Annotated in this window: 10 protein-coding genes, 1 pseudogene and 1 riboswitch; of the genes and pseudogenes, 6 read left to right on the top strand and 5 right to left on the bottom strand. The window is 74.4% G+C overall.

Annotated features, from left to right (window positions below; genetic code table 11):
• Nucleotides 1-20 precede the first annotated feature (20 nt).
• From AB0I49_RS30140 to AB0I49_RS30120, 5 genes and pseudogenes are all read right to left on the bottom strand, one after another.
• Nucleotides 21-1,583: a cobyric acid synthase gene (locus AB0I49_RS30140; RefSeq protein WP_363230282.1), complete on the bottom strand. Its 1,563-nt coding sequence runs from the start codon at nt 1,581-1,583 to the stop codon at nt 21-23.
• Between the two features lie 509 nt (nt 1,584-2,092).
• Nucleotides 2,093-3,028 (bottom strand): annotated as a pseudogene (locus AB0I49_RS30135) (cobalamin biosynthesis protein); the annotation flags it as partial.
• Between the two features lie 52 nt (nt 3,029-3,080).
• Nucleotides 3,081-3,214, bottom strand: a riboswitch (cobalamin riboswitch).
• A 253-nt stretch (nt 3,215-3,467) separates the two neighbouring features.
• A complete protein-coding gene (locus AB0I49_RS30130) occupies nt 3,468-3,707 on the bottom strand; it encodes a hypothetical protein (RefSeq protein WP_363230281.1) in 240 nt (79 codons plus the stop codon).
• Between the two features lie 36 nt (nt 3,708-3,743).
• Nucleotides 3,744-4,994 carry an inorganic phosphate transporter gene (locus tag AB0I49_RS30125; RefSeq protein ID WP_363230280.1) on the bottom strand — a complete coding sequence of 417 codons (1,251 nt, stop codon included), beginning with the start codon at nt 4,992-4,994 and terminating at the stop codon, nt 3,744-3,746.
• A 170-nt stretch (nt 4,995-5,164) separates the two neighbouring features.
• On the bottom strand, nt 5,165-5,911 hold the full coding sequence (locus AB0I49_RS30120; RefSeq protein ID WP_363230279.1) for a lysozyme: 747 nt from the start codon (nt 5,909-5,911) through the stop codon (nt 5,165-5,167).
• A 320-nt stretch (nt 5,912-6,231) separates the two neighbouring features.
• Between AB0I49_RS30120 and AB0I49_RS30115 the strand changes: the two genes are divergently transcribed.
• From AB0I49_RS30115 to AB0I49_RS30090, 6 genes are all read left to right on the top strand, one after another.
• A complete protein-coding gene (locus AB0I49_RS30115; protein WP_363230278.1) occupies nt 6,232-6,885 on the top strand; it encodes a class II aldolase/adducin family protein in 654 nt (217 codons plus the stop codon).
• Nucleotides 6,886-7,081: 196 nt separating this feature from the next.
• Entirely contained in the window at nt 7,082-8,212 is a 1,131-nt protein-coding gene (locus tag AB0I49_RS30110) for a hypothetical protein (protein WP_363230277.1), read from the top strand.
• Nucleotides 8,213-8,300: 88 nt separating this feature from the next.
• A complete protein-coding gene (locus AB0I49_RS30105; RefSeq protein WP_363230276.1) occupies nt 8,301-9,782 on the top strand; it encodes a hypothetical protein in 1,482 nt (493 codons plus the stop codon).
• A gap of 194 nt (nt 9,783-9,976) precedes the next feature.
• Nucleotides 9,977-11,575 (top strand): ABC-F family ATP-binding cassette domain-containing protein, encoded by a 1,599-nt coding sequence (locus AB0I49_RS30100; RefSeq protein ID WP_363230275.1) that lies wholly within the window; start codon nt 9,977-9,979, stop codon nt 11,573-11,575.
• A gap of 407 nt (nt 11,576-11,982) precedes the next feature.
• Entirely contained in the window at nt 11,983-12,204 is a 222-nt protein-coding gene (locus AB0I49_RS30095) for a helix-turn-helix domain-containing protein (RefSeq protein WP_030889289.1), read from the top strand.
• A gap of 104 nt (nt 12,205-12,308) precedes the next feature.
• Nucleotides 12,309-13,094, top strand: coding sequence for an enoyl-CoA hydratase/isomerase family protein (locus AB0I49_RS30090; protein WP_363230274.1), 786 nt, complete (start codon nt 12,309-12,311; stop codon nt 13,092-13,094).

The raw sequence follows: 13,094 nt of genomic DNA, 5'->3' as shown, positions 1-13,094 counted from the left end.
ACGTGCGGAGCGGCGGCCCGTCATGGCGCCCCCGGCGGAATGAACGGCAGCCCCTCCGGCACGCCGTCCTCGATCAGCCGCAGCAGCGCGTCCGTGTCCGCGTGCTCCTCGATCAGGTCGCCCAGCCGGTCCAGCTGCTCCTCGCGCAGCGCCCCGAAACTCGTGTCGGGCGCCGGCACGAACGCCCGGCCCGCCGCCTCCGCGACGCGCCGCAGGAACGCTCGCCGGAAGCCGTCGCTCTCCAGCGACCCGTGCCAGTGCGTGCCCCATACGGAGCCCACCCGGCAGCCGTCCAGGAACTCCTCGTCCCCGCCCGCCACTTCGGCGACCCCGTGGTGGATCTCGTACCCCTCCACGTGCTCGCCCAGCGCCGTGCCCGCGGGCCGGGCCAGGGTCTTGGCGGCGGCGAACCGGACCCGCACCGGCAGCAGGCCCAGCCCCGGCACCGTCCCGGCCTTCGCCTCCACGTCGTCCTCGATGCGCTCGCCCAGCATCTGGAAGCCGCCGCAGATGCCCAGCACCGGCCGCCCCTCGCGGGCGCGGCGCGCGACGGCGTCGGCCAGCCCGCGCTCGCGCAGCCAGGCCAGCGCCCGTACGGTGCCGCGCGTGCCCGGCAGCACCACCAGGTCGGCGTCGGCCAGCTCCTCCGCCCGGTCCACGAACCGCACGACGACGCCGGGCTCGGCGGCCAGCGCGTCCACGTCCGTGAAGTTCGACATCAGGGGCACGGCGGCGACCGCGACGCGCAGCACGTCCGCGCCGTGCGGCGGCGCGACGACGCTCTCGCGCACCGCGCCGCGCAGCGAGACCCGCAGCCCGTCCTCCTCGTCGATGCCGAGTCCGTGCGCGTACGGCAGGACGCCCACCGTCGGCCGCCCGGTGAGGTCCCGCAGCATGTCCAGGCCCGGTTCGAGCAGCGACACGTCGCCGCGGAACTTGTTGACCAGGTACCCGGCGATGAACCGCTGGTCCGCCTCGGAGAGCAGCGCCGTCGTGCCGAAGAACGACGCGAAGACGCCGCCGCGGTCGATGTCGCCGACCACGACGACGGGCAGCCGCGCGGCCCGCGCGATGCCCATGTTGACGATGTCGGTGCGCCGCAGGTTGATCTCGGCCGGGCTGCCCGCGCCCTCGCAGATCACCGCGTCATGCGTACGCCGCAGCTCCTCCAGGCAGTCGGTGACGGTGCCGAGCAGCTGCTCCCGCCCGGTGTACCGGGCCTGCTCGCCGTCGCCGAAGTAGCCCTGCGCGCTGAGCTCGCCGACGGGCTTGCCCATCAACACGACCTGGCTGCTGCGGTCGCTGCCGGGCTTGAGGAGCACCGGGTTCATCAGCGCGCTCGGCTCCACGCGCGCCGCCGCGGCCTGCATCGCCTGCGCCCGCCCGATCTCCGCGCCCTCGCGGGTCACGAAGGAGTTCAGCGACATGTTCTGCGCCTTGAACGGCGCGACCTTGACGCCCTTGCGGACCAGCCACCGGCAGATCCCCGCCGTCACCACGCTCTTGCCCGCGTCCGAGGTCGTCCCCGCGACGAGCAGCCCCCCGCCGAGCGGGCCTGCCGGCCCGCGTCCGTCCCCACTCACCGCTGCCTCCTCGCTCCGCGCCCCCACAAACCCGCCACGATCCTGCCCACAACGCCGACCACTGCCACCCCGCCGGCCACTCCCGCACCACCACGAAGCGGAACGGCACCGCGCCCCGGCCTTCCGGTTCCGGCCCGACTGCCGCCGGGGGCGCTCGCCGCGCCTGGACGGCGGGCCACGCCCGTGGCCGCTCCGGCGGCGCCGGCCCCGTCGCCCGGGACAGCGGTCGCCGTCGGGACTCGTCCGTCGGCCGCGCTCGTGCGGCTGCTCGCGCTGCTACGACTGGTCACGCCCATGCGGCTGCTCGCGCCCGTGACGACGCTCGCTGCGTCCGTACGGTCGACCGCTTCGGTCCGTCCGGCTGCGTCCGTACGGTCGACCGCTTCGGTCCGTCCGGCCGCGCCCGTACGGACCAGCGCGTCCGCTGCCTCCGCCACGCCCGCGGCGGCGCTCGCCACGCCCGTAACGACTCCTGCCGCGCTGCCCGCTCGCCGTCCCGCGGCGGTCACGACCGCCGCCCGCCCCGCCACCGCGACGCACAGCGCCAGCAGCGAGACCCGGCGCGAGAGCCGTACCGCCCGTTCGATGTCCGCGACGGCGACCGGGCGCAGCTCCGCGCCGAGTACGGGGCGGTGTTCGACGCGGCCCTGGTAGGCGAGGGTGCCGCCGAGGCGGATGCCGAGGGCGCCGGCGAAGGCGGCTTCGACCGGGCCGGCGTTGGGGCTGGGGTGCTTGCCCGCGTCGCGGCGGGCGACGCGCCAGGCGCCGCGCGGGTCGGGGCCGGCGACGGCGGCGAGCGCGGCGGTCAGCCGAGCGCCCGGCCAGCCGGCGACGTCGTCGAGGCGGGCCGCGGCCCAGCCGAACCGGCGGTGGCGCGGCGACTTGTGCCCGACCATCGCGTCCAGGGTGTTGACCGCGCGGAAGCCGACCAGCCCCGGCACCCCGGCGACCGCGCCCCACACCAGGGCGCCGACCACCGCGTCCGAGGTGTTCTCGGCCACCGACTCCACCACGGCGCGCGCGATCTGCTGCTCGTCCAGTTCGCGGGGGTCCCGCCCGCACAGATGCGGTAGCCGCTCCCGCGCCGCCGCGAGGTCCCCGGCGGCCAGCGCGCCGCCGACCGCCCGCGCCTCACGGCCCAGCGAGGTGCCGCCGAGCACGGCCCAGACGGCGGCGGCGGTCAGCGCCGCCTCGGCCGCGCGCGGCGCGGGGGCGGTGCGTACCGTACGGGCCAGCAGCGCGGCCCCCGCGGCGGCGCCGCCCGCGCACAGCGCGGTGTGCAGCGCCCCGAAGCCGCGGTGATCGCGCCACAGGGCGCGCTCGGCGGCCGCGGCGGCGCGCCCGAAGGCGGCCACCGGGTGGCCGCGGCGGGGGTCGCCCGCGAGGAGGTCGCCGAGGAAGCCGAGGGCGGCGCCGTACGCGAAAGGGGCGTGACCGGCACGCATCCGTATGTCCTCACTCAGGGTCCGCGCCCTGGCTCGACGTGACCGGCGACCAGAGTCTCCTGGCTCCCGGATCCGCGCTTCCCCCGGCCTTCCAGCTCGTGTCGGCGAGCCGTGGCCTGTGAGTGATGGGGGAGCGCTCCCCGGTAACAGTGGCGGGACCGCGCCGGATTCGCACCGGCTTCCTCTGCTGTCGCCGTTTGGCTCCGGAAGTCCACCATGGCCCGGGAACGGCCGTCAACTCACGCTTGACCTGCGACGGGGGAGTGTGCGGAGGCACACAGTGGGGAACGCGGGGCGCACGCGCGAAGGCCCGCCGGGCGGTGTCATCCGGACACTCCCCGGCGGGCCCCAAGGCACTGCCGTCACCGCTCGGCTCAAGCGACTCAGCTCAGGCGAATCCGCTCAAGCGGCTCAGCTCAAGCGGCTCAGCTCAGGCGGTTCAAGCCACGATGAGATAGATGCCGTACGCGACGACCGCCGCGCACGCGGCGAAGCAGGCGTACGCGCCGGTGCGGGCGAGGGCGCCGGGGCCGCCGGTCGCGGCGGCCGCGCCGTCCCCCTGTTCGCGCGGCTTGCGGGACGTGCCGACGATGCCGAGCGTGAACACGCCCACCATGCCGACCGTCACCACGAGGCTGACGCCGAAGACCTGCCCGAGGGCTGCCCAGTCGATGTTCATGGCGTGGGTCCTGATTCCTTAGGTGGCTCGGACGGCTCAGGTGGTCGCCGCGGCGGCCGGGGCGCGGTCGTGGGGCTGGGCGGGCGGTACGTCCGCCGCGGTGAGCGGCCCGGCGGGCGGCGGGGCGACGCTCTGGAGCGCGGCGGTGACCACACCGGCCGGCTCGTCGGCGGTGGCGGCGGGCTCGGGCGCGTTCACATTGGTGTGGTCGACCGGCTTGCGCCGCGACGCCGCCCAGATCGCGCCGCAGGCGGCGAGGGCGAGGACGGCGACCGCGGTGATGCCCCAGTCGCCCTGGTCGGCGAGGAACGCCGCGCCGCCGGAGACGAGGGCGGCGGCCGGGAGCGTCAGGCACCAGGCGACGACCATCCGGCCCGCGGTCGACCAGCGGACGACGCCGCCCTTGCGGCCGAGGCCGGCGCCCATCACCGAGCCGGAGCAGACCTGGGTGGTGGAGAGCGCGAAGCCGAGGTGGGAGGAGGAGAGGATGACGGCCGCCGCGCCGGTCTGGGCGGCGAAGCCCTGCGGCGGCTGGATGTCGGTGATGCCCTTGCCCATGGTGCGGATGATCCGCCAGCCGCCCAGGTAGGTGCCGAGCGCGATGGCGAGGCCGGCCGAGACGATGACCCACAGCGGCGGGTCGGCGTGCGGGGCGACGACGCCGCCGGTGACCAGCGCGAGGGTGATCACGCCCATGGTCTTCTGGGCGTCGTTGGTGCCGTGGGCGAGGGAGACCAGGGCGGCGGAGGCGATCTGGCCCGCGCGGTACCCCTTGGCGGTGTCGCGCTCGTCGCGGTCGCGGGCGAGGCGGTACGTCAGCCGGGTGGCGAGCAGCGCGGCGAGGCCCGCGACGAAGGGGGCGGCCACGGCCGGGATGACGACCTTCATGATGACGGCGTCGCCGTTGACCCCGCCGGTGCCGACGGAGACCAGGGTCGCGCCGATGAGGCCGCCGAAGAGGGCGTGCGAGGAGCTGGAGGGGAGTCCGGCCAGCCAGGTGAGCAGGTTCCAGACGATCGCGCCGACGAGCCCCGCGAAGATCACTTCGGGCCTGATGCCCGCGCTCTCGTCGATGATCCCGCCGGAGATGGTCTTGGCCACCTCGACGGAGAGGAACGCGCCGACGAGGTTCAGCGCCGCGGACATCGCCACCGCGATCCGGGGGCTCAGGGCGCCGGTGGAGATGGTGGTGGCCATGGCGTTGGCCGTGTCGTGGAAGCCGTTCGTAAAGTCGAACACCAAGGCCGTGACGATCACGATCCCGATGAGAAGCGTGATGTGTTCCATTCACCCAGGCAATCAGTTTGGTGAGCAGTGACGCGGCGAACCTAAAGAGCCTTGATGAACGGAAGGTGAACTGGAACGGGCGTGGTGGTGACGCCGACCGGAGTGGCGCGGCGCCCGGAACCGGGGGAGTCGCGCCACGGCGGTGCGGGGTATGGGCGGCGGCCGGCGGATCAACCGGAGGCGAACTGCCGCAGCCCCTTCATCGTGCCGTTGAACACGTCCTGGTCGCCGGGGAGGACGCCGCGGTTCGCGTGCTGCCAGAAGGTCGCGAACGACCAGCCGGCGGGCATCGGCCCCGGCGAGCCGTGCCAGTTCGCCAGCCACAGCGGATGGCTCGCGCCGAAGGCCCCGCTGCCGCCCGTGCAGCTGTTCCACCAGCGGGCGGTCGTGTAGATCACCGGATTGCGGCCCGTACGCCGCCGCACCTCGCCGCTGAAGGACGAGATCCAGCGCACCATCTCCGCGCGGTCCAGCCCGTAGCACTTCCTCCCGCTGTACGGATTCCCCTCGATGTCCAGCGCGGGCGGCAGCGTCCAGCCGTCCGCCCGCCATCCGCCGCCGTGCCGCAGGAAGTACGCGGCCTGCGCGCGGCCCGAGGAGCGGCTGGGCACCCCGAAGTGGTACGCGCCGCGCAGCAGCCCGGCCTGCCGTGAGCCGTTGTACTGCTGCGTGAAGTACGGATTGCGGTAGTTCGTGGCCTCCGTGGCTTTCACGTAGACGAAGCTCGCGCCGTCGGCGCGGACCGCCGGCCAGCTGACGTTCTTCTGGTGCGAGGACACGTCGTGGCCGTGCGGCCGGGTCCAGGCGGCGGCCGGGGTGCTCTCGGCGAGGACGGCGGCCCCGAGAGCGAGCGCGGCGGCGGAGGCGGAGGCGGCGATCAGCCCGCCCCGCCGCCGCGGATGGTTGTCATGGTCCATGATTCCCCCCAGAAGGCGGAGTGCATGACAAATCCCGGCAAGATTAGTAGATGTCATGACCAACACCGTCGATCACCAGCCAATCACAGTAAGTCGCTTATCAGGCTCTATATAACGGCTTCCGGACGCCCGGAGTCCGCGCTTCGGCGCCGCCCGCCGCCGCGCCCCCTTGACGCCATCCCTTTGGAGTCCTCCGGCCGCCCGCGCCCGCGGCCCGCCCCGCCCCGAGCCCTGCCCCGCGCCGCGACGCGCCCGCCGCCCGTACCATCGCGCGACGGAAGCGGACCCGAACGCACCGAATCCAGCGGAGGCGAAGGCTCATGACGGACCGTACGAAGGTGGAACAGACCTGGGCCGCCGTGGTGGCCACCGCCCGCCGGACGGTCGCCGACGGGCTCGTCGTCGGCACCTCGGGCAACGTCTCCGCCCGCGCCGGCGACCTGATCCTCGTCACCCCCAGCGGTGTCCCCTATGACAGGCTCGGTGTTGACGACCCCGTCGCCGTGGACCTCGACGGCCGCCAGGTGCTCGGCGAGCTGACCCCCACCAGCGAGCTCCCCATGCACCTCGCCGTCTACCGCGAGACCCCCGCCGCGGCCGTCGTCCACACCCACGCCGAGCACGCCACCGCCGTCTCCGCGCTCGTCCCCGAGCTGCCGCTGATCCACTACATGGCCGCCGCGCTCGGCGGACCCGTCCGCGTGGCCCCCTACGCCCTCTACGGCAGCCAGGAGTTGGCCGAGAGCGTGCTCGGCGCCCTCCGCGACCGCACCGGCTGCCTCCTCCAGAACCACGGCACCCTCACCTACGGCGACACCCTCGACCAGGCGTACGACCGCACCGCCCAGCTCGACTGGATGTGCCGGGTCTGGCTCACCGCGTCCGCCCTGCCGGGCCGCACCCCGAGCCTGCTGACCGCCGATCAGCTCCAGCAGGTGACGGAGAAGCTGCGCGGCTACGGACAGCGCGGTTGAACCGCACCCGCCGTACGCGCCCGAGCCGGCCGGACCGCCCCGGCCGGTTCGTATCGCCCGCCCCGAACCGGCCCGGACCGGGCCGAAGCGCGGCGGGGGACCGTGGCGGGTTCCGGCCCCGGCGCGGCGGCGCCCGCGTCACCCGGCCGCGCCCGCCCACTGGCAGGCCCGCCCGCGCGCACCCACACTGAGGAGGATGCGCCTGCGTACAGCGGCGGCCGCGGCCGTCACCACCGTGCTCGGTGCCGGGGCCGCCGCCGTGGCGGCCGGACGGTACGCCAGCGATGCTGCCCTCAAACCCGTTCCGGGCCGCCCCCTGCCGGGCGAGCCGCAGCTCACCGTGCACGCCGTCGCGGCCGGCCAGATCACCCTGAGCCGCACCCTCGCCTCGCTGCGCCCCGGCACGTACGGACTCGCCGGACACGGCGTCCACGCCGTCGTCGGCCCCGTCGTCGAGGGCGCCCCGTGCCCCGCCGCCTGCGTCGTCCGCCGCCTCGAACGCGTCGTCCGCGGCAGGCTCGAACCCGGCCTGCGCCTGCGGCTCACCCCCCAGGTGCACATCGGCGACCCGCGCGACGCGCTCGGCCTCGACTACGCGGACGTCGACGTGCCCGGCGAACTCGGCGCCCTGCCCGCCTGGTTCGTGCCCGGCGCGCGGGACATCTGGGTCATCACCGTCCACGGCCTCGGCACCACCCGCGAACACCCCATGGTGGTCATGCCGTTCCTGCACGGCCAGCAGCTGCCCGTGCTGGACCTGGCCTACCGCGGCGACCCCGGCGCGCCCCGCCAGCCCGACGGCATCGGCCGCCTCGGCGACACCGAATGGCGCGACCTGGACGCCGCGATCCGCTTCGCCGTGCGCTACGGCGCGCGCGGCGTCGTCCTGTACGGCTTCTCCACCGGCGCCACCATGGCGCTGCGCGCCGCCACCGGATCGGCGCTGCGCCACCGCGTCAGCGGCGTCGTCCTGGACTCCCCGGTGCTCGACTGGCAGGCCACGCTGCGCGCCACGGCCGCCGCCCGGCACACCCCCGCCGCCCTGCTGCCACTGGCCGTACGGGCCGCCCAAGGCCGTACGGGCCTGCTCGCCGGCGGGCGCCCGGAGGCCGCCGCCGAGGCCGCCGGCCTGGACGTGCCCACCCTGATCGTGCACGGCCCGGACGACGCCCTCGCCCCCTGGGACAGCTCCCGCGAACTGGCCGCCGCGCGACCCGAACTGATCACGCTTCACACCGTTCCGCGCGCGCCGCACGCCGCGATGTGGAACGCTGATCCGCAGGGCTACGAAGAAGCCCTGCGGCGCTTCATGACACCGCTCATGTAGCGCCCCGGACACCGTCGCGCACCGCGGCGAAGATCCCCATTGGGCATTCCGATTGGGTTTTCGGAGCGTCAACGGCAAGACTGCTCCTGTGACGTCCCGTACTCCGCGCGACTCCCGGCTCCGACTCGTCCCCCAAGCGCCGATCGCCGCAGCCCGCCGGGCCGTGGCGAACCGCGGCTCCCGCCCGGCGCCCCGCCCACCAGCGGGCATGCCGCCACCGGCCGAGCTGGCCCGGCACGCGAGAGTCGGCCTCACCGGCGCCGTCAAGGTCGCCCGCTGGATGGCCGAGGAGCGCGGCACGGCCACCGGGCCGAGATCCGGCGGCGTCCCGGCGCTCTCCGACGAGGCGGTGGAGCGGGCCGCCGCCGCCCTGCTGCTCCCCGCGCCGCGGGTCCGCGCCGACTGGGACCGGGCCCGCCTCGCGGGCCTCGTCGAGCTCCACGGCGGCGCCGCCCGCCCCGGCTGGCGGCTCCAGGCGTGGGACCGCGACGACAGCGCCGTACTGCGCGGCTGGGTCGCCCTCTTCGACGCCTGGTCGCTCGCCCACCCGGCCCGCCCCGACGCCGACCCGGCCATAGCCGCCGAAGTCGTCGAAGCCGTGCCGCAGCTGCTGTCCGTCATGCACCTGTCGGCCGGCGCGCTCTCCGCCGCGATGCTCCTCGACCTGCTCCAGCAGCGCGTCGCCGAGATCCGCGCCGAGCGGTGCGAAGTCCCGTACGGACAGCGGCCCCCGGCCGCCTCCGAGCTCCCTGAGCCTGCCGAGCCCGCCGGCCCCGCCGAGTCCCGCGACCCGCTGCCCCCGCTCCTCGACTGGGCCCTCGCGGCCCTCGCCTCCGTCGGCGCGCTCGTCGTGCGCGAGGGCACCCCGGCGGACGCCGCCGACACGGCCGCCCGGCCGGGCGGTGCCTACGCCGATACGCGCGTCGCGACGCTGACGCCGCTCGGCAACTGGGCGGTGTGGGTCAAGCTGGAGCAGATCTGCGTCGCCGCCCAGAGCGTCGCGGGCAATATCGAGCTGTCCGCCGAGGACATGCTGCGCGGCTGCGCCGACCTCACCCCCGGCCCGGCCCGCGCCGAGTACCGCGCCTGGCTCGCCGCCCGCCCCGTGGGCAGCGCCGTCACCGAGCTCCTCGACGCCGCCCGCGGCGACGACGCCCTCCTGCGCGGCCTCGCCTTCGAGGCGCTGCGCGCGGTCGGCGGCCCCGCCGAGCCCGCCGTCCGCGCCGCCTCCGAAGAGGCGGTCCTGCGTCCGTACGCGCTGCTGTGGCTGGCCGAGCAGGAGGGCGGCGACCCGGAGAACACGCTGTCCGTGCTGACCCGGGAAGAAGCCACCTGGCTGTGGGTCGACACCGCCGCGGCCGTCGCCGACCACGGCGAGAGCCGGCTGCTGGTCCGCCACCTCGACTCCGCGGTGCAGGGCACCGTGCCGGCGCTGCTGGAGGAGGTACGGGCCGTCGGCCACCCCCGCACCGTGCAGGTCCTGGTCGCGCTGGCCGCCGCCCACCCCGACCCGGCGCTCGCCAAGGCGGTGCGCCGGGCCGCGTTCCAGGTGCACACCGGCGGGGTCTGAGTCCGGTCCCGGCGCGCACGGCCGTGCCGGGACCGTGCGCGCCGCTGTGCCGCGGGGACTCCCCGGCCGCCGCGGAAACGCAGTTGCGAGCCACCGTTAGAATGGTTCGTATGGCTTTCCTCCTTGTGCATTAGACGGCGTCAGACAGACCTCGACCGTCCCGCCCGCCGTCCATCCTGCTCAGGAGCAATACCGTGATCACCGCCTCAGGCGTCGAGCTGCGTGCCGGAGCACGCGTCCTCATCGAGTCCGCCTCCTTCCGCATCGCCAAGGGCGACCGCATCGGCCTCGTCGGCCGCAACGGAGCGGGCAAGACCACGCTCACCAAGTGCCTCGCGGGCGAGGGCCAGCCCGCCTCGGGCACCATCACCAGCTCCGGCGAGGTCGGCTATCTGCCGCAGGACCCGCGCACCGGCGACCTCGACGTCCTCGCCCGCGACCGCATCCTCTCCGCCCGCGGCCTGGACACCGTGCTCCGCAAGATGCGGGAGAACGAGGACCGCATGGCCAACGGGCAGGGGGCCACGCGCGAGAAGGCGATGAAGAAGTACGAGCGCCTGGAGACGGAGTTCCTGACCAAGGGCGGGTACGCGGCCGAGGCGGAGGCCGCGACCATCGCCGCCAGCCTCGGGCTGCCGGACCGGGTGCTCGGCCAGCCGCTGCACACCCTCTCCGGCGGCCAACGCCGCCGCGTCGAGCTGGCCCGCATCCTCTTCTCGGACGCCGACACCCTGCTCCTCGACGAGCCGACCAACCACCTCGACGCCGACTCCATCGTCTGGCTGCGCGACTACCTCAAGACGTACCGCGGCGGCTTCATCGTCATCTCCCACGACGTCGAGCTGGTCGAGACCGTCGTCAACAAGGTCTTCTACCTCGACGCCAACCGGTCCCAGATCGACATCTACAACATGGGCTGGAAGCTGTACCAGCAGCAGCGCGAGGCCGACGAGAAGCGCCGCAAGCGCGAGCGGCAGAACGCCGAGAAGAAGGCCGCGGCCCTCAACTCGCAGGCGGACAAGATGCGCGCCAAGGCGACGAAGACCGTCGCCGCGCAGAACATGGCCAAGCGGGCCGAGAAGCTGCTCTCCGGACTGGAGGAGGTGCGCGCCGCCGACAAGGTCGCCAAGCTGCGCTTCCCCGACCCCGCGCCCTGCGGCAAGACCCCGCTCACCGCCGAGGGCCTGTCCAAGTCGTACGGATCGCTGGAGATCTTCACCGACGTGGACCTGGCCATCGACAAGGGCTCGCGGGTGGTCATCCTCGGCCTCAACGGCGCGGGCAAGACCACGCTGCTGCGGCTGCTCGCCGGGGCCGAGAAGCCCGACACCGGCCAGGTCACGCCCGGCCACGGCCTCAAGCTCGGCTACTACGCGCAGGAGCACGAGACGCTCGACCCGGACCGCACGGTCCTGGAGAACATGCGCTCCGCCGCCCCCGACCTCGACCTCGTCGCGGTGCGCAAGACGCTCGGCTCGTTCCTCTTCTCCGGCGACGACGTCGACAAGCCGGCCGGGGTGCTCTCCGGCGGCGAGAAGACCCGGCTGGCGCTGGCCACCCTCGTCGTCTCCTCCGCCAACGTGCTCCTCCTCGACGAGCCCACCAACAACCTCGACCCCGCCAGCCGCGAGGAGATCCTCGGCGCGCTGCGCACGTACAAGGGCGCGGTCGTGATGGTGACGCACGACGAGGGCGCGGTGGACGCGCTCCAGCCGGAGCGCATCATCCTGCTCCCGGACGGCGTCGAGGACTTGTGGGGCGCCGACTATCTGGACCTGGTCGCCCTGGCCTGATGAGGCACGGAACGTAACCGAATGCCGCGATCGGCCCGTACCCCTCCGGGTACGGGCCGATCCGCGTGAGGTGATCAGTGCGGACTGGATCATTCGGCCGACGCGTGATCCATCATCTGAGTGAGTGCGGCTCGTACCGCAGCGTGGCTGAGCGCCCCGGCGTGCGCCCTGTGCGTCCCGCCGGGCGCTCCCGCACCGTCCGCGCCCCCGCCGGGCCTGACCTGCCGCTTCGCTCGGCAACCCGGACGGCCGTACGTTCCGACCCGCTCGGAATCCCGAGTTCCGGGGGCTGTCGGCCCCTCAACGCGGGGAAAACCCCTCCCACCTACCTTGCCGAATGGGTGGCCAGGACGGCGTGGAGGGGTGATCATGAGAGTCCAGAGCGCACTTCCCATGAGGAGGCACGGGTGGCCGAGACTCTGAAGAAGGGCAGCCGGGTTACCGGCGCCGCGCGCGAGAAGCTCGCGGCAGACCTGAAGAAGAAGTACGACTCCGGTGCGAGCATTCGGGCGCTGGCCGAGGAAACCGGCCGTTCCTATGGGTTCGTCCATCGGATGCTCAGCGAATCGGGCGTAACCCTGCGTGGCCGCGGAGGAGCGACGAGGGGCAAGAAACCTGCCTCTGCATGACGAGGCAGTCTCCGGAAAACAGCGGTGCCACCCGGTCTGCCGTTCGGCCGACCGGGTGGTTACTGTGCAGTTAACTTAACCGCGGTTGACTCCGGAGGCACCCCTTGACCCTGCTCGACAAGGACGGCGTGCGCCTCGCCGTCGACGAAGCGGCGACCACGGCCACGGTGACGCTGGCCAACCCGGCCAAGCGCAACGCGCAATCGCCCGCCCTCTGGCGGGCGCTGGCCGAGGCCGGCCGACTGCTGCCGGGCACCGTGCGCGTCGTCGTGGTGCGCGGAGAGGGCAAGTCCTTCTCCGCGGGCCTCGACCGGCAGGCGTTCACCCCCGAGGGCTTCGACGGCGAGCCGTCCTTCCTCGACCTGGCGCGCGGCTCGGAGAGCGACCTCGACGCGGCCATCGCCGAATACCAGGAGGCGTTCACCTGGTGGCGGCGGAACGACATCATCTCCATCGCCGCCGTCCAGGGACACGCGATCGGCGCCGGATTCCAGCTCGCCCTCGCCTGCGACCTGCGCGTCTGCGCCGACGACGCCCAGTTCGCGATGCGCGAGACGAGCCTCGGCCTGGTGCCCGACCTCACCGGCACCAAGCCGCTCCTCTCGCTCGTCGGCTACGCCCGCGCGCTGGAGATCTGCGCCACGGGCCGGTTCGTCCACGCCGACGAGGCCGAACGCACCGGCCTCGCCAACCTCGTCGTGCCCGCCGCCGACCTCGACGCCGCCGTGGCGGACCTGGCCGCGGCCCTCCTCGCGGCCCCGCGCGACGCCGTCATCGAGACCAAGGCGCTGCTGCGCGACGGCGGCGGACGCACGTACGAGCAGCAGCACGCCGCGGAGCGCGCGGCGCAGGGGCGGCGGCTGCGCGACCTGGCGGGTCTCTCGGACTGA

The sequence above is a fragment of the Streptomyces sp. NPDC050617 genome, assembly GCF_040654795.1.
Taxonomy (GTDB): Bacteria; Actinomycetota; Actinomycetes; order Streptomycetales; family Streptomycetaceae; genus Streptomyces.
This window is presented reverse-complemented; position numbering and strand designations above follow the sequence as displayed.

Bases quoted from the DNA above. Each gene is read 5' to 3' on its own strand.
- AB0I49_RS30130 (WP_363230281.1), bottom strand. From the start codon at position 3,707: ATGAACATCGACTGGGCAGCCCTCGGGCAGGTCTTCGGCGTCAGCCTC.
- AB0I49_RS30125 (WP_363230280.1), bottom strand. From the start codon at position 4,994: ATGGAACACATCACGCTTCTCATCGGGATCGTGATCGTCACGGCCTTG.
- AB0I49_RS30120 (WP_363230279.1), bottom strand. From the start codon at position 5,911: ATGGACCATGACAACCATCCGCGGCGGCGGGGCGGGCTGATCGCCGCC.
- AB0I49_RS30115 (WP_363230278.1), top strand. From the start codon at position 6,232: ATGACGGACCGTACGAAGGTGGAACAGACCTGGGCCGCCGTGGTGGCC.
- AB0I49_RS30110 (WP_363230277.1), top strand. From the start codon at position 7,082: ATGCGCCTGCGTACAGCGGCGGCCGCGGCCGTCACCACCGTGCTCGGT.